This is a genomic window from Enterobacter sp. DC1 (assembly GCF_000568075.1).
Lineage (GTDB): Bacteria > Pseudomonadota > Gammaproteobacteria > Enterobacterales > Enterobacteriaceae > Enterobacter > Enterobacter asburiae.
Genome location: NZ_AZUA01000002.1, coordinates 838,417 through 853,727 on the forward strand (window position 1 = coordinate 838,417; position 15,311 = coordinate 853,727).

A 15,311-nucleotide genomic window follows, 5' to 3' on the forward strand; every position below is an offset into this window, starting at 1 on the left:
GCGCAAGGGGGGAAAACGGGCGTCATTATAGAGAATCCTGAGCGCCGACGAAACCGTTTGCGTCGAAATAAAATTTGCACAGAGATTTAACAATAGATGTGACCTGTCTCTCTAATTGGTTGCCAAGTGGCGCAAGTTTACGCAAAATGCCGCTCATTCAATGGCAAACCTTATGATTAACATGGCTACAGCAGACTGAGGCAACCGGCGTCGCAGAGAATTAACTAATTGAAAAAATTAAAGATTAATTATCTGCTCATCGGCATTGTAACGTTGCTGCTGGCAGTGGCCCTCTGGCCTTCCATCCCCTGGTTCGGCAAAGCCGAAAACCGTATCGCCGCCATTCAGGAGCGGGGGGAATTGCGCGTCAGTACCCTCAACTCTCCGCTGATTTACAGCGACATCAACGGCAAAATCATTGGCCTGGATTATGAACTGGCACAACAGTTCGCCGATTATCTTGGCGTGAAGCTTAAAATCACCGTCCGCCAGAATATCAACCAGCTGTTTGACGACCTCGATAACGACGATGCCGATATGCTTGCCGCCGGGCTGGTGTATAACAGCGAGCGCAGCAAGAACTACCAGCCAGGCCCGACCTACTACTCCGTTTCGCAGCAGCTGGTTTACCGCGTCGGGAGCCTGCGCCCGCGCTCGCTGGCGTCGATTAACGATCGGCAGCTGACGATTGCGCCCGGCCACGTGGTGATTGACGATCTGCGTGAGCTCAAGGAGAAGAAATATCCCGACCTGAGCTGGACGGTGGATCCGAAACTCGGCACGACGGAGCTGCTGGAGCAGGTAAAAGATCAGAAGGTGCCCTACACCATCGCCGATTCGGTCGCGATCAGCCTGTTCCAGCGGGTGCATCCTGAAATCGCCGTGGCGCTGGACGTCACCGACGAGCAGCCCGTGACATGGTTTAGCCAGCTTGATGACGATCAGACCTTCTCTGCCGCGATGCTTGATTTCTTTAACACCATCAATGAAGACGGTACCCTGGCGCGTCTGGAGGAGAAGTACCTCGGGCACGGCGATGACTTTGACTACGTTGACACCCGCAGCTTCCTGCGCGCGGTAGACAGCGTTCTGCCGGACCTGCAGCCGCTGTTCGAAAAATACGCCCAGGAGATTGACTGGAAGCTGCTGGCGGCAATTTCGTATCAGGAATCTCACTGGGACACCCAGGCCACGTCGCCCACGGGCGTACGCGGTTTGATGATGTTAACCAAAAATACCGCGCTGAGCCTGGGCGTCAATGACCGTACCGATGCCGAACAGAGCATCAGCGGCGGCGCGCGCTATCTGCAGGATATGATGGCCAAAGTACCGGAAACGGTGCCGGAAGAAGAGCGGATCTGGTTTGCGCTGGCGGCCTACAATATGGGCTACGCGCATATGCTTGATGCGCGAGCGTTGACGGCCAAAACGAAAGGTAATCCGGACAGCTGGTCAGATGTTAAGCAGCGCCTGCCGCTGCTGAGCCAGAAGCCATGGTATAACAAGCTAACATACGGCTACGCGCGCGGGCATGAAGCCTACGCCTACGTGGAAAATATCCGTAAATATCAGATTAGCCTGGTCGGGTATCTGCTGGAGAAAGAGAAAGAGGCGACGGAGGCCAAACGGCTGGCTCAAAGTTACCCGGTCGTGGCGCCGGACGAGCTTAATCGTCCGACAGCTTCAATTCTGCCTTTTGCTGCTTTTTCTGCTGACGGCGCATTCGAAAGAAATCGCTTAATAGCCCCGAACACTCTGGTGCAAGCACCCCACCGATAGTCTTCACCTGGTGGTTCATCCCCGGGTGACCCAGCACGTCCATCAGCGAACCGGCCGCACCGGTTTTTTCATCCCGCGCGCCGAAAACCAGAGTCCCGATCCGGCTGTGGACCATCGCGCCGGAGCACATCACACACGGCTCCAGCGTCACATACAGCGTGGTATCAAGCAGGCGATAGTTTTGCAGCACCAGACCGCCCTGGCGAAGCGCCATGATTTCCGCGTGGGCTGTAGGATCGTGGCGTCCAATAGGACGGTTCCACCCTTCGCCAATCACCTGATTGTTATGAACCAGCACCGCGCCCACGGGCACTTCGCCCTCTTCCCAGGCGCGTTGAGCCAGCGTCAGCGCATGGCGCATCCAGTATTCATGATTGTATTCAGGGTTGGACAACGGTTGATACTCCAGTCGAAAAGCGGGCGGCATTATACACACCCTCAATATACACGTCATCCTTCAAGCCGCCTCTGCGTTGGCTGCATCTGCTCACCCCAGTCACTTACTTCAGTAAGCTCCTGGGGATTCCCAGACTTGCCGCCTTGATCCAACTTGAATGATTTTGTGTATGGATTTGTCTATTCGAGTTGCTGAAGTTCGCCTGATGGCGTGACGCGCCAGCGGTGCTGGCAAAAATAGAGCAGCGGATTGTCCTGCTTGCTGTCGCTGTAGCCGCTGTACAGGCGCAGCGGCGTCCCGATGCGTTTCTCCAGCTGGACCACTTTTTCATGCCCCAGGCAGCGCAGGGTCAGCACCCAGCCGCCGTAGCCGCGGGCAATTTGCGTGGCGATAAGATTCACGCGCGGAAGCCAGGGGGTATCAAAATAGACCTGCTCCACCAGCGTCTGCGGGGAGCCGGTAATCAGCCAGATGTCGGCATCGTTCGCGTCGAGGTAGCTGGTGAGGCGCGCCTGCACCACCGGAAAGGCGGCGACGTGGCCGCGAAACCAGTGCGCAAAATCCTTTTCGAGCTGCTTGAGCCGCGCTTCGCTGTGCCCAAAGGTACATCCCCACAGCAGCAGGCTCATCGGCCATCGCGCTGCACGGCCTTTCACCAGCAGCGCGAAACCGATAACCGGTAAGAGCGGCAGCACGAGCAGCGCATTCAAAGGCTGACGCCGCAGCAGGTAACGCATAAACGTACCAAACATATCCTGCTGATGCAGCGTTCCATCCAGGTCGAAAAAGACAACGCGACGCGCGTGATTTGCCAAACCTTACTCCTCTGGGTCGTTGAAACCTAACAGCCAGGTAAACAGGAACCCGGCGATCACCGCTACTAAATAGCCTAACAGATAGAGCATCACTTTTCCGGTCACGATGGTTAATGCCAGCGGTAAACCGGAAAGCCCAAAGGTGATAACGGTAGCGACTTTCCAGTAGCTAATGAGCGCCCCGCCCACCGCGCCGCCCAGACAGGCGGCGAGGAACGGTTTACCCAGCGGCAGCGTAACGCCGAAAATCAGCGGCTCGCCGATGCCGAGCAGTCCAACCGGGAGCGCGCCTTTAATCATTTTTTTCAGCCGCGCGTTGCGGGTTTTCATCAGTACGGCAATCGCCGCGCCCACCTGCCCCACGCCCGCCATCGACAGGATAGGCAGCAGCGCGTTATAGCCGTGCGACTGCACCAGCTCGACGTGGATGGGAACCAGCCCCTGATGTAGCCCCGTCAGCACCAGCGGCAGGAAGGTACCAGAAAGCACAGCGCCAACCAGCAGCCCGCCGCGGTCAATAGCCAGAGACGCTCCGTGAGCGATGGCTTCAGAGATCCACCCGCCTAGCGGCTGGAGGGCCACAATCGCTACGCTACCGGTAATCAGCGTGGTCAACAGCGGGTTGAGGATCAGCTCGATCGAGCCAGGCAGAACCGCGCGCAGCCTTTTCTCGATCCAGCTCATCAGGATGACCACCAGCAGCACGGCGATCACCCCGCCGCGCCCGGGCTGGAGCGCCTCGCCAAACAGCGTTATCTGCGCCAGCTGCGGGCTGGACAAGATGCCCGCCATGACCCCGCCCATCGCCAGCGATCCGCCAAACACCTTCGCGGTATTCACCCCAACCAGAATGTTCATGATGGCGAAAACAGCGCTGCCGAAGATCCCGAGAATCCCCAGCAGGTTCGGATACTGCGTGGCGAAATCCCCCACAATATCCGGTCGCTTGAGGATATTGATGATCCCGGTGATCAGGCCTGAGGCAATAAACGCCGGGATCAGCGGAATGAAGACGTTTGCCAGCTGACGCAGCGCATCGCTCATGGGGGCTTTGTATTTGGCCTTTGCCTGCGCTTTGGTGCGCTCCGCATCGTCAATCGACGCGCTCGCGCTAACGCCCATCAGCGCGCGCATGGCATCGACAACCTGCGCCGCTTTCCCCGGCCCGACGATCAGCTGGTGCTGCTGTCCCTGCTTCACGTAGCCGCTGACGCCGGAGAGTTGCTTCAGGCGCGGCACGTCAAGCTGGTCGTCGTTATGCACCTCGACGCGCACGCGCGTCATGCAGTTTTCGAGACGCTGAATATTTTTTTCCCCACCAATCCCCTGCAGGATATCGCTGGCGAGCGCTGCTGTTTTGTCCATAGACGCCTCTGTTAGTTTTCTAATGCCGCCCGTAAGAAGCCGTTATGCGCAGCGAGTTTGGCTCTCGCGGTCGCCGCATCCAGCCCGCTTAAGATCATCAAAATGGCCGGTTTAACATCGTGATCGGTCTGCTTGAGTACCGCTTCTGCCTCTTCACGGCCTGCGCCTGTCGCCTCCATCACCATGCGGCAGGCTCTGTCCACCAGCTTGACGTTGGTGGCCTGCATATCCACCATCAGGTTCTGATACACCTTGCCGAACTTCACCATCGCGCCGGTGGAGATCATATTGAGCACCAGCTTTTGCGCGGTCCCGGATTTCAGGCGCGTGGAGCCGGTGAGCGCTTCCGGCCCGACAACCGGAGAGATAGCGATAGCGGCCACCTGCGCAATCGGGGAACCCGGATTACAGGAGATGGCCACCGTCGTGCAGCCGGTCTGGTTGGCGTATTCCAGGCCGCCAATGACGTACGGGGTGCGCCCGGATGCCGCCAGCCCGACCACCAGATCCTTCGCGGTCAGATTCAGACCCTTCAGATCATCCTCACCCAGCTGTTTATTATCTTCCGCCCCTTCAACGGCTTTTAGCAGCGCGCCGGGTCCACCGGCAATCAACCCAACGACCAGACCATGCGGAACCCCAAAGGTTGGCGGACATTCTGACGCATCCAGCACCCCAAGACGCCCGCTGGTGCCAGCCCCCATGTAGATAATACGGCCGCCAGCCTTGAGGGCTTCCGCCGCCGCATCGACAGCTTTCGCCACCTCGGGTAATGTCTCTTTCACTGCCTGCGCGACCAGCGTATCCTGTTGATTAAAGCGGTTAACCAGCTCCAGGGTGGAGAGCGCATCCAGATCCATGGTTTGCGGGTTACGCGTTTCAGAAACAAGTGAGCCAAGATTCATTTTTGTACCTCAAGAATTTTTAATTCATAATAATCACACTATAATGGAATATAAAATTCATTCAGGCGAGCAAAATTCGTATTTGCGCAGATAATCACATTTTCGCCAGGAGACCGTATGAACTGTTTAATTCGCATTCGCCAGCGCTATGCAGGCTTTGCCCAAAGCGACAAGAAGCTGGCGGATTTTCTGCTTTCTCAACCCGATCGCGCGCGCCACCTCAGCTCGCAGCAGCTGGCGAGTGAAGCCGGCGTGAGCCAGTCCAGCGTGGTGAAATTTGCGCAGAAGATTGGCTTTAAGGGGTTCCCCGCCCTCAAGCTGGCGATCAGCGAAGCGCTGGTGAGCAACCCCAACCCGCAATCCATGCCGGTGCATAATCAGATCCGCGGCGATGACCCGATGCGGCTGGTCGGCGAAAAGCTGATCAAAGAGAACGTGGCGGCCATGCATGCGACACTCGATGTGAACACCGAAGAGAAGCTGCTGGAGAGCGTGGCGATGCTGCGCGGCGCGCGGCGCATCATCCTGACCGGTATCGGCGCGTCCGGACTTGTGGCGCGTAACTTTGGCTGGAAGCTGACGAAAATTGGGCTTAACGCCATCGTCGAGCAGGATATGCACGCCCTGCTGGCGACCGTACAGGCAATGGATCCTGACGATCTGCTGCTGGCCATCTCCTACTCCGGCGAGCGCCGTGAAATCAATATGGCTACCGATGAAGCCCTGCGCGTCGGCGGTAAAATTCTGGCGATCACCGGTTTTACCCCGAATGCCCTGCAGCAGCGGGCAACGCGCTGTTTATATACCATTGCCGAAGAGCAGGCCACGCGCAGCGCGGCTATCTCATCCACCAGTGCGCAGATGATGCTGACGGACCTGCTGTTTATGGCGCTGGTGCAGCAGGATCTGGAGCGCGCACCCGAGCGCATTCGTCACAGCGAAGAACTGGTAAAGAAACTGGTTTGACGCGTATAATGCCCGCCCAGTTTGTGTTGTTTCTGAGAATTTCCTGATGGCGCTGTTAATTACCAAAAAATGCATTAATTGCGATATGTGCGAGCCCGAATGCCCAAACCAGGCGATTTCGATGGGCGACAGCATTTATGAGATTAACAGCGACCGCTGCACGGAATGCATCGGCCACTATGAAACGCCGACCTGTCAGAAAGTGTGCCCGATCCCGAATACCATCCTGAAGGATCCGGCCCACGTCGAGAGCGAAGAGCAGCTATGGGATAAGTTTGTCCTGATGCACCACGCGGACAAGCTTTAGCTTTCGATGATCACCGTCGCGCTGGCATAGTGGCGTTCATCCGCGATCGTCACATGCATGTGGTTCACCCCCAGCTTCTCTGCCATCTTTTGCGCCTCGCCCCATAAACGCAGGCTTGGCTTACCGAGCTCATCGTTAAACACTTCGAACTGGTTAAACGCCAGGCCGTTACGAATGCCGGTCCCGAAGGCTTTGGCCGCCGCCTCTTTTACCGCAAAGCGCTTTGCCAGAAAGCGCACCGGCTGCTGATGCGCTTCCCAGATGGCCCACTCGTTATCGCTCAGCACGCGTCTTGCGAGGCGATCGCCGCTACGGGCGATCACCGCTTCAATGCGGGCTATTTCAACGATATCGGTGCCTAAGCCCAGAATGGCCATTACTGACGCGCTTCCTGCATCAGGCGTTTCATTTCTGAAACCGCCTCTTTCAGGCCGCTCATCACCGCACGGCCAATGATGGCGTGGCCGATGTTCAGCTCGTGCATTTCCGGCAGAGCGGCAATGGCCTTCACGTTGTGGTAGGTCAGGCCGTGACCGGCGTTAACCTTCAGTCCCAGGCTTGAAGCATACGTGGCCGCTTTGGCAATACGCTCCAGCTCTTTGGCCTGTTCGGCATCATTTTTGGCATCGGCATAGCAGCCGGTGTGGATTTCGATATACGGCGCGCCCACGTCGGCCGCCGCTTTAATCTGTGCAAAATCGGCGTCGATAAACAGAGAAACCAGGATACCGGCATCCGCCAGGCGCTTGCAGGCATCGCGCATTTTGTCGAGCTGCCCGGCCACGTCCAGACCGCCTTCGGTGGTCACTTCCTGGCGTTTTTCCGGCACCAGGCAGCAGAAATGCGGCTGGGTCTCGCAGGCAATCGCCAGCATCTCTTCGGTGACCGCCATCTCCAGATTCATACGGGTGTCCAGCGTCTGACGCAGAATGCGCACGTCGCGGTCAGTAATGTGGCGACGGTCTTCACGCAGGTGAACGGTAATGCCGTCGGCGCCAGCCTGTTCAGCGATAAACGCCGCCTGAACCGGATCGGGATACGCCGTGCCGCGCGCATTACGCAGCGTGGCGATGTGGTCGATGTTGACGCCTAACAGTAATTCAGCCATGACAATCCTCGGTATTTTGGTTCATTTCTCTTCCCCCTCTCCCTCCGGGAGAGGGCTGGGGTGAGGGGTAAAACGTTAACGTTTCGGCACAAACTGCCTGAATAATTCGCGGCTCTTTAAGGGCTTGCCGCCAAGATACGGCTTGAGGGCAATCCGGGTAAAGCGTTTTGCTGCGCGCAGGGTGTCCAGATCGGGAAACTCGCGCTCATACAGCGCCCGGAGCTGGCGCCCGGTAAAGGTGCTGTTGTCTATCACGATACTGGCAATGAAGCCTTTTTCTTCGCGGTAGCGGTAGGTCATGGTGTCTTCTATCTCGTCCCCACTGCCCGCGCAGTGCAGAAAATCTACGCCGTACCCGAGGTGGCCCAGCAGCGCCAGTTCGAAACGGCGCAAGACGGGTTCGGGCGTGCCGGTTGCGCCAGCCAGCGCCTGGATACAGTGCAGATAATCGAAGAAAAGTTCAGAGAAGCGAGTCTCATGTTCAAGAACCCGTGAGATGAGTTCGTTGACATACAGACCGCTGTAGAGCGTGATGCCGGAAAGAGGAAGCGCCAGGGAGACGGCTTCGGCGCTGCGCAGGGTTTTGACTTCCCCTCGCCCACCAAAGCGTACCAGCAGCGGCGTGAAAGGCTGTAGTGCGCCTTTCAGATTAGAACGTTTGGAACGTGCGCCTTTCGCAACAAGGCGCACGCGACCCGACTCTTCCGTGAAGACGTCCAGCATGAGGCTGGTTTCGCTCCAGGGACGACTGTGCAGGACAAAGGCGCGCTGCCATCCATCCATATGCTCGTCGTCTTAAGTTACTGGTCTTCGCCGTAACCGAGGCTGCGCAGAGCACGCTCATCATCGGCCCAGCCAGATTTCACTTTCACCCACAGTTCGAGGTGAACCGGCGCTTCGAACATCTCCATCATGTCCTTACGGGCTTCGATACCGATGGTTTTGATCTTGGCCCCTTTGTTGCCGATCACCATCTTCTTCTGCCCTTCGCGCTCAACGAGGATCAGGCCGTTGATGTCGTAGCCGCCGCGTTCGTTGGTCTGGAAACGCTCGATCTCCACCGTCACAGAGTACGGCAGTTCAGCGCCCAGGAAACGCATCAGCTTTTCACGGATGATTTCAGACGCCATGAAGCGCTGAGAGCGATCGGTGATGTAGTCTTCCGGGAAGTGATGAATCGCTTCCGGCAAATGCTTACGCACGATGCCCGCGATGGTATCCACGTTCAGGCCGGTCTCAGCAGACAGCGGAACGATATCAAGGAAGTTCATCTGGCTACCAAGCCACTGCAGATGCGGCAGCAGGTCGGCCTTTTCCTGCACGTTATCAACTTTGTTGACCGCGAGGATGACCGGCGTTTTGCCGTCACGCAGCTTGTTCAGCACCATCTCGTCGTCCGGCGTCCAGCGGGTGCCTTCCACAACGAAAATCACCAGCTCTACGTCGCCGATCGAACTGCTCGCCGCCTTGTTCATCAGACGGTTGATGGCGCGCTTCTCTTCCATGTGCAGGCCTGGGGTATCGACGTAGATCGCCTGATACGCGCCTTCAGTATGGATGCCGACGATGCGGTGACGCGTGGTCTGCGCCTTACGCGAGGTGATTGAAATCTTCTGCCCGAGCAGATTATTCAGCAGGGTGGATTTGCCAACGTTCGGACGTCCGACGATGGCAATAAATCCGCAATAGGTTTTCTCTTCGCTCATTCCAGCTCCAGCATTTTTAACGCCTGTTCGGCGGCAGCCTGTTCAGCCTTACGACGGCTTGAACCTGTGCCCACCACCGGTTCACTCAGGCCACTGACCTGGCAATGGATGGTAAATTCCTGATCGTGCGCTTCGCCACGTACCTGCACCACCAGATAAGACGGCAGCGGCAGATGACGACCCTGCAAATATTCCTGCAGACGCGTTTTCGGATCTTTTTGTTTATCGCCCGGGCTAATTTCGTCCAGACGGGTCTGATACCAGTTCAGGATCAGCTTTTCTACGGTCTGGATATCGCTGTCCAGGAACACACCACCAATTAATGCTTCGACCGTATCGGCAAGAATAGATTCACGACGGAAGCCGCCGCTTTTCAGTTCGCCCGGTCCAAGACGCAGACATTCGCCCAGTTCAAACTCGCGCGCGATTTCCGCAAGGGTATTACCCCTAACCAGCGTGGCACGCATGCGGCTCATATCCCCTTCATCCACGCGCGGGAAACGGTGATAAAGCGCATTCGCAATCACGAAACTTAAAATAGAGTCGCCTAAAAACTCGAGACGCTCATTATGTTTGCTGCTGGCACTGCGGTGGGTTAATGCCTGTTGCAACAACTCCTGATGATGAAAAGTGTAGCCCAGCTTCCGTTGAAGCCGATTAATTACGATGGGGTTCATGCGATACCAATAAATGAATGCGTCAAAAATGCAGCACACGAAACCGACCTGAGAAAACCAACGCGGTTTCGTGTGCCGTGGCACCCTTGCAGGGCCAACCTTAAACTTCGGGGGAATATTCTATACACAACGACAGGGGATGTCGTTAGTTCGAAGAGATTTATCGTGGAAATAATTCACGTAGCCGCTAATTAAAGCGGCTACGCGTTCATTTAGTGAGAATTAATGGATTCCGCCGATACGATCCAGGCGTACACCGGTCGGCCATTCACCTTCCTGCTTCTCAAAACTCATCCAGATGGCGGTGGCTTTACCGACCAGATTCGCTTCCGGCACAAAGCCCCAGTAACGGCTGTCCGCAGAGTTATCGCGGTTGTCACCCATCATGAAGTAATGTCCTGGCGGTACAATCCAGCTCGCCAGCTGCTGGCCAGGCTGGCGATAGTACATACCCAGCTGATCCTGCGCGATTGGCACGGTGAGGATTCGGTGCGTCACATCGCCCAGCGTCTCTTTGCGCTCAACCAGACGGATGCCGTCCTCTTTGGTTTCACCTTTCGGTACCTGGAAGAATCCGCTGGTCGCTTCGCCGCCGTTACGACGGGCAAAGGTCTGCACAAAATCACTTGGCTCAACGTTTGAGTATGTGATTGGCAGCGCGTTTTCACATGCGGTACCGGAGCTGCAGCCCGGCTGAACGGTGACTTCTTTCGCAACCGGATCGTAAGTGACTTTATCACCCGGCAAACCTACCGCACGCTTGATATAGTCCAGGCGCGGATCTTCCGGATATTTAAACACCACGATGTCGCCACGTTTCGGATGACCGGTTTCGATCAGCGTTTTTTGGTAGATAGGATCTTTAATGCCGTAGGCAAACTTCTCTACCAGAATAAAATCACCAATCAGCAGCGTCGGCATCATTGAACCTGATGGGATTTGGAACGGCTCGTAAATAAACGAACGTACCACCAGCACAATTGCCAGCACCGGAAATACCGAGGCGCCCGTTTCCAGCCAGCCCGGTTTCGGGCCGACTTTCTTCAGGGTTTTCGCGTCAATCCCATCGCCAGTGGCTGCCTGTGCGGCAGCCTGACGTTCACGACGTTTTGGGGCGAAGATAAACTTATCCAGACACCACAGCAGACCTGTCACCAGGGTAGCAATGACCAGGATCAGGGCAAACATGTTCGCCATGCCAACTCCTTAGGGTTATTTGCCGTCTTTACCAACATGAAGGATGGCAAGGAATGCTTCCTGCGGCAGCTCGACGTTACCGACCTGCTTCATACGCTTCTTACCTTCTTTCTGCTTCTGCAGCAGCTTTTTCTTACGGCTGACGTCACCGCCATAGCACTTCGCCAGAACGTTTTTACGCAGCTGTTTCACGGTTGAACGCGCGATAATGTGGTTGCCAATCGCCGCCTGAATCGCGATATCGAACTGCTGACGCGGGATCAGATCTTTCATCTTCTCAACCAGCTCGCGGCCACGGTACGGCGCATTGTCGTTGTGGGTGATCAGCGCCAGCGCATCCACACGCTCGCCGTTGATCAGCACGTCCACACGCACCATGTTGGAGGCCTGGAAGCGTTTGAAGTTGTAATCCAGTGACGCATAGCCACGGGAGGTCGACTTCAGACGGTCGAAGAAGTCGAGTACTACTTCCGCCATCGGGATTTCATAGGTCAGCGCCACCTGGTTACCGTGGTAAACCATGTTGGTCTGCACGCCACGCTTCTCAATACACAGCGTAATAACGTTACCGAGGAATTCCTGCGGCAGCAGCATGTGACACTCTGCGATAGGCTCACGCAGCTCCTGAATGTTGTTCAGCGGCGGCAGCTTGGACGGGCTGTCGACGTAGATCACTTCTTTCGAGGTGGTTTCAACTTCATAGACTACGGTCGGCGCCGTGGTGATCAGATCCAGATCGTATTCACGCTCCAGACGTTCCTGAATGATCTCCATGTGCAGCAGACCGAGGAAGCCACAGCGGAAGCCGAAGCCTAGCGCCGTTGAGCTTTCTGGCTCGTAGAACAGTGAAGCATCGTTCAGGCTCAGTTTACCGAGCGCGTCACGGAAGTTTTCGTAGTCATCAGAGCTGACCGGGAACAGACCCGCGTAAACCTGCGGTTTCACCTTTTTAAAGCCTGGCAGCGCTTTATCTGCCGGGTTACGGGCACCAGTCAGGGTATCGCCCACCGGCGCGCCGAGGATGTCTTTAATGGCGCAGACCAGCCAGCCTACCTCGCCGCATCTCAGCTCGGTACGGTCAACCTGTTTTGGCGTGAAGATGCCCAGACGGTCGGCGTTGTAGACCTGTCCGGTACTCATTACCTTGATTTTGTCGCCTTTGCGCATGGTGCCGTTTTTAATACGCACCAGAGAGACAACGCCCAGATAGTTATCGAACCAGGAGTCGATAATCAGCGCCTGCAGCGGGCCATCCGGATCGCCTTCCGGGGCCGGAATGTCACGTACCAGGCGTTCCAGCACGTCGGTCACGCCCACACCGGTTTTCGCGGAGCAGCGCACGGCATCGGTCGCGTCAATGCCGACAATATCTTCAATCTCTTCCGCTACGCGTTCAGGGTCGGCGGCTGGCAGGTCGATCTTGTTCAGAACCGGCACAACTTCGAGATCCATTTCCATCGCGGTGTAGCAGTTTGCCAGGGTCTGGGCTTCAACGCCCTGCCCGGCATCCACCACCAGCAGCGCACCTTCACAGGCCGCGAGCGAGCGTGAAACCTCATAGGAGAAGTCAACGTGGCCTGGGGTGTCGATAAAGTTCAGTTGATAGGTTTCACCATCAGCCGCTTTGTAATCAAGCGTAACGCTTTGCGCTTTAATGGTGATACCGCGTTCGCGTTCCAGGTCCATGGAGTCCAGAACCTGGGCTTCCATTTCACGATCAGACAGGCCACCGCAAATCTGGATAATACGGTCAGACAGCGTCGACTTACCGTGGTCAATGTGAGCAATGATCGAAAAGTTACGTATGTTCTTCATATAGTTAAATAATTATGCCTTACGAATTCCTGGAGGCCGCTGTTCTTAGCCTGACGTTTTTCAGTGCGAAAACGCAGCATTCTACACTACATCCTCGCTACCTGGAAATGCACTTAGAAGCAGGTATAGCGTGAAGAAAGGCCGTTTTCTGTTTTAGGGTTTAAAAAATGATAAAGCCCGATGGATCACCGGGCCTCAGAAGAGAGCGTTTCAACACGAAGCTGGTCTGGCGCCAGCCCAACGCTGAGAATGACAGGCTGCCACTCCTCGCGCGCGGCGAGCCTCGGAGAGAGCCCTTTGGCAAGCCAGAACCCCCCTACGCCACCCAATGCGGCACCGCACATAGCGGCCGCATCGGTACCAAACAGCATCTGAAACAGGCCGCCCATGATAAACAGGCCGACCAGCGGAGAGAGATACACCAGCATAGCGGAGCTGAGCAGGCTGCCTTCCGCGATGCCCAGTTCCACCTTCTGCCCCGCCATCAGCGGCTGTTCGCTTGGCACAGAAATCGTGTGCGATGTCTGTGGCCCAAGCTTATTCAGCACACGGCTGCCGCAGCCGGCGCGGGATGCGCAGCTATTACATGAGGCTTTAACATCGCAGCTCACCAGCGCAATGCCGTTCTGCCAGGAGACAACCGTCGCCCACTCTTTGATCATTGTGCAGCCCTGAATTTAATGCTGTCGGAGATGCGCTTCGCCGTCTGCGGAGGGAGTTCTCCCACAATGGTGATCTCTGCGTTATCGCGTACCGTTGTACTCACCGTACGGCGCCCTGTACGCAGCATTTGTTCGGCGCTGTTTGCCGTTGCGCGATTAATATTCACCGAGAAGCTGAACAAACCATCCGAATAGAGGCGCGATTCTACCGGCGTTTCAATCGTTGGCAGCTGGCGACGGCTGCTGGACACTTCGCTAAATCCTTGCGGGATCCAGGCAGGTACCCAGTTGAAATTAACGGAATCCCCGGCAGGAACAGAAAGCAGCGGCGGCAGGCTGGCCTTAGCCAGATTCTGCATGCTGTTGCCAACCTGATTGTTCACACTGAAGGAGATAACCCGGAACTGTTCCAGCGTTTCACCGTCACGGTCGAGCAGGTCAACACGCATAGGGAGTTTGGTTTCGGCATCAATCCAGACGATATAGCTGTAGCGCGTTCCGTCCCGGGCAACAACGCGAATTACCTCGCACAGTCTGTCCGCGATGCGGGTACGCCCTACCGAAATAAAATCGTAGTAAGGGGCAAGCCGTTTGAAGTCGGTGTAAATGAGTGACGGTAGAGAATCAACGATATAGTCGCCATTCAGCGTGAAAGGTTCCAGGCCTGGCTCGAAATAGCTGATTTCGTTGCCACGCTGGACAACTTCCCGACGCGGACCATCCATCTGTAGAAGCTGGGCGAGCGGCTGATTATCAAGACGGGCATGACGATAGCGTAACGACTCGACGCCCTGCTTATTGATGCTGATAAATGCCAACTCGTAATTGAGTGACTGGCTAGCCAGATTCATTTGCTGCAACAACGCCCCGGATGAAACATCAGCCGAGGCGTTGGCAGAGAAGAACAGGCTACCCGCCATCAGAGACATGGCGAACCAAAGTTGCTTCATTACTGCGATTGCGTTCCTAAAGTTTGGTTTCCGGGCACCTGCACAGCAGCTTGCTGTGTCTGCGCCTGCTCAAACTGAAGCTGTTCGGAGTGCAGACGACGCTGCAACTCGTAATCCTGCAACATCGCATTAATGCGACGGCGCTGCTCCTGAACCTGCTGTTGCTGGCCGCCGCTGGCGGATGCATCAGCCGGTACGCCCAGGCTTACCGGGCTGGCTTTGCCCATCATCGGCAGTGTGTTAAACACTGGCGCTTCTGGCTGCTGATTAGTTTCAGACTGAGTATTATAGTGCTGGACGCCAACAATAACTGCAAGCGATACGCATGCAGCCACACCCATTTGGGTAAGCTGGCTGGCCCACGGACGCACCTTTTGCCAGAACGGCATTTTCTGCCACTGGTGAGGCGCGGGTTGAGCTTCAGGAATCAGCGGAGTGGTCTGATGAACAGGCTCATTCTCAATTGCCGCCATGACGCGGGCTGAGATATCGAAATGGAGAACCTCGCCGGTGTCACCGCGAAGGGTGTCACGGATGAGATGGTAACTCTCCCAGGTCTCTTGCATTTCGGGTGAATGAGACAGCTCGTTGAGCAGCTCACTATCCACCGTTTCACCATCCATTAAAGCGGAAAGTTTTTCTTTCTGCATGCCTAATACCTT

The 15,311-nt window shown here is 56.2% G+C and carries 17 protein-coding genes; 3 read left to right on the forward strand and 14 right to left on the reverse strand.

The window, feature by feature from the left end:
- Positions 1 to 228 precede the first annotated feature (228 nt).
- Positions 229 to 1,779 carry a membrane-bound lytic murein transglycosylase MltF gene (gene mltF / locus P346_RS11890; RefSeq protein WP_032659476.1) on the forward strand — a complete coding sequence of 517 codons (1,551 nt, stop codon included), beginning with the start codon at positions 229 to 231 and terminating at the stop codon, positions 1,777 to 1,779.
- On the opposite strand, the gene tadA is transcribed toward mltF, so the two are convergent.
- The 4 genes from tadA to murQ form a co-directional block, all read right to left on the reverse strand.
- Positions 1,667 to 2,206: a tRNA adenosine(34) deaminase TadA gene (gene tadA / locus P346_RS11885; protein ID WP_032659480.1), complete on the reverse strand. Its 540-nt coding sequence runs from the start codon at positions 2,204 to 2,206 to the stop codon at positions 1,667 to 1,669. The two genes, mltF and tadA, sit on opposite strands and share 113 nt — an antisense overlap.
- Positions 2,207 to 2,355: 149 nt before the next feature.
- Positions 2,356 to 2,991, reverse strand: coding sequence for a phosphatidylglycerophosphatase C (gene yfhb, locus P346_RS11880; RefSeq protein WP_032659481.1), 636 nt, complete (start codon positions 2,989 to 2,991; stop codon positions 2,356 to 2,358).
- Between the two features lie 3 nt (positions 2,992 to 2,994).
- A complete protein-coding gene (locus P346_RS11875) occupies positions 2,995 to 4,356 on the reverse strand; it encodes a PTS transporter subunit EIIC (protein WP_032659483.1) in 1,362 nt (453 codons plus the stop codon).
- An 11-nt stretch (positions 4,357 to 4,367) separates the two neighbouring features.
- A complete protein-coding gene (murQ, locus tag P346_RS11870) occupies positions 4,368 to 5,261 on the reverse strand; it encodes an N-acetylmuramic acid 6-phosphate etherase (RefSeq protein ID WP_032659486.1) in 894 nt (297 codons plus the stop codon).
- A gap of 117 nt (positions 5,262 to 5,378) precedes the next feature.
- On the opposite strand from murQ, the gene P346_RS11865 reads away from it, so the two are divergent.
- Both P346_RS11865 and P346_RS11860 read left to right on the forward strand, forming a co-directional pair.
- Positions 5,379 to 6,227 (forward strand): MurR/RpiR family transcriptional regulator, encoded by an 849-nt coding sequence (locus tag P346_RS11865; protein ID WP_023333056.1) that lies wholly within the window; start codon positions 5,379 to 5,381, stop codon positions 6,225 to 6,227.
- 46 nt (positions 6,228 to 6,273) lie between these two features.
- The gene (locus tag P346_RS11860; RefSeq protein ID WP_008502177.1) at positions 6,274 to 6,534 is read left to right on the forward strand and encodes a YfhL family 4Fe-4S dicluster ferredoxin; all 261 of its coding nucleotides are present in this window, start codon (positions 6,274 to 6,276) and stop codon (positions 6,532 to 6,534) included.
- On the opposite strand, the gene acpS is transcribed toward P346_RS11860, so the two are convergent.
- The 10 genes from acpS to rseA form a co-directional block, all read right to left on the reverse strand.
- Positions 6,531 to 6,911, reverse strand: coding sequence for a holo-ACP synthase (gene acpS, locus P346_RS11855; protein WP_032659488.1), 381 nt, complete (start codon positions 6,909 to 6,911; stop codon positions 6,531 to 6,533). The genes P346_RS11860 and acpS overlap by 4 nt on opposite strands.
- On the reverse strand, positions 6,911 to 7,642 hold the full coding sequence (pdxJ, locus tag P346_RS11850; RefSeq protein ID WP_032659491.1) for a pyridoxine 5'-phosphate synthase: 732 nt from the start codon (positions 7,640 to 7,642) through the stop codon (positions 6,911 to 6,913). The genes acpS and pdxJ overlap by 1 nt, the downstream gene beginning before the upstream one ends.
- Positions 7,643 to 7,717: 75 nt before the next feature.
- Positions 7,718 to 8,425, reverse strand: coding sequence for a DNA repair protein RecO (recO, locus tag P346_RS11845; protein WP_032659493.1), 708 nt, complete (start codon positions 8,423 to 8,425; stop codon positions 7,718 to 7,720).
- A gap of 17 nt (positions 8,426 to 8,442) precedes the next feature.
- Complete coding sequence (gene era, locus P346_RS11840) at positions 8,443 to 9,348, reverse strand: GTPase Era (protein ID WP_006176722.1); 906 nt, start codon at positions 9,346 to 9,348, stop codon at positions 8,443 to 8,445.
- Complete coding sequence (rnc, locus tag P346_RS11835; protein ID WP_003860711.1) at positions 9,345 to 10,025, reverse strand: ribonuclease III; 681 nt, start codon at positions 10,023 to 10,025, stop codon at positions 9,345 to 9,347. The genes era and rnc overlap by 4 nt, the downstream gene beginning before the upstream one ends.
- Positions 10,026 to 10,247: 222 nt before the next feature.
- Positions 10,248 to 11,222 (reverse strand): signal peptidase I, encoded by a 975-nt coding sequence (gene lepB, locus P346_RS11830; RefSeq protein WP_032659496.1) that lies wholly within the window; start codon positions 11,220 to 11,222, stop codon positions 10,248 to 10,250.
- A 15-nt stretch (positions 11,223 to 11,237) separates the two neighbouring features.
- Positions 11,238 to 13,037: a translation elongation factor 4 gene (gene lepA / locus P346_RS11825; protein ID WP_032659499.1), complete on the reverse strand. Its 1,800-nt coding sequence runs from the start codon at positions 13,035 to 13,037 to the stop codon at positions 11,238 to 11,240.
- 185 nt (positions 13,038 to 13,222) lie between these two features.
- Positions 13,223 to 13,699: a SoxR-reducing system protein RseC gene (gene rseC, locus P346_RS11820; RefSeq protein ID WP_032659500.1), complete on the reverse strand. Its 477-nt coding sequence runs from the start codon at positions 13,697 to 13,699 to the stop codon at positions 13,223 to 13,225.
- Complete coding sequence (rseB, locus tag P346_RS11815; protein ID WP_023308851.1) at positions 13,696 to 14,649, reverse strand: sigma-E factor regulatory protein RseB; 954 nt, start codon at positions 14,647 to 14,649, stop codon at positions 13,696 to 13,698. The genes rseC and rseB overlap by 4 nt, the downstream gene beginning before the upstream one ends.
- Positions 14,649 to 15,299 carry an anti-sigma-E factor RseA gene (rseA, locus tag P346_RS11810; RefSeq protein WP_008502186.1) on the reverse strand — a complete coding sequence of 217 codons (651 nt, stop codon included), beginning with the start codon at positions 15,297 to 15,299 and terminating at the stop codon, positions 14,649 to 14,651. Before rseA ends, rseB begins: the two co-directional genes overlap by 1 nt.
- Positions 15,300 to 15,311 lie beyond the last annotated feature (12 nt).

Excerpts from the sequence above, each read along its gene's own strand:
- P346_RS11860 (WP_008502177.1), top strand. The coding sequence starts at position 6,274 with ATGGCGCTGTTAATTACCAAAAAATGCATTAATTGCGATATGTGCGAG.
- lepA (WP_032659499.1), bottom strand. The coding sequence starts at position 13,037 with ATGAAGAACATACGTAACTTTTCGATCATTGCTCACATTGACCACGGT.
- recO (WP_032659493.1), bottom strand. The coding sequence starts at position 8,425 with ATGGATGGATGGCAGCGCGCCTTTGTCCTGCACAGTCGTCCCTGGAGC.
- pdxJ (WP_032659491.1), bottom strand. The coding sequence starts at position 7,642 with ATGGCTGAATTACTGTTAGGCGTCAACATCGACCACATCGCCACGCTG.
- rseA (WP_008502186.1), bottom strand. The coding sequence starts at position 15,299 with ATGCAGAAAGAAAAACTTTCCGCTTTAATGGATGGTGAAACGGTGGAT.
- rnc (WP_003860711.1), bottom strand. The coding sequence starts at position 10,025 with ATGAACCCCATCGTAATTAATCGGCTTCAACGGAAGCTGGGCTACACT.
- era (WP_006176722.1), bottom strand. The coding sequence starts at position 9,348 with ATGAGCGAAGAGAAAACCTATTGCGGATTTATTGCCATCGTCGGACGT.
- P346_RS11875 (WP_032659483.1), bottom strand. The coding sequence starts at position 4,356 with ATGGACAAAACAGCAGCGCTCGCCAGCGATATCCTGCAGGGGATTGGT.
- murQ (WP_032659486.1), bottom strand. The coding sequence starts at position 5,261 with ATGAATCTTGGCTCACTTGTTTCTGAAACGCGTAACCCGCAAACCATG.
- acpS (WP_032659488.1), bottom strand. The coding sequence starts at position 6,911 with ATGGCCATTCTGGGCTTAGGCACCGATATCGTTGAAATAGCCCGCATT.
- P346_RS11865 (WP_023333056.1), top strand. The coding sequence starts at position 5,379 with ATGAACTGTTTAATTCGCATTCGCCAGCGCTATGCAGGCTTTGCCCAA.
- rseB (WP_023308851.1), bottom strand. The coding sequence starts at position 14,649 with ATGAAGCAACTTTGGTTCGCCATGTCTCTGATGGCGGGTAGCCTGTTC.
- rseC (WP_032659500.1), bottom strand. The coding sequence starts at position 13,699 with ATGATCAAAGAGTGGGCGACGGTTGTCTCCTGGCAGAACGGCATTGCG.
- tadA (WP_032659480.1), bottom strand. The coding sequence starts at position 2,206 with ATGCCGCCCGCTTTTCGACTGGAGTATCAACCGTTGTCCAACCCTGAA.
- lepB (WP_032659496.1), bottom strand. The coding sequence starts at position 11,222 with ATGGCGAACATGTTTGCCCTGATCCTGGTCATTGCTACCCTGGTGACA.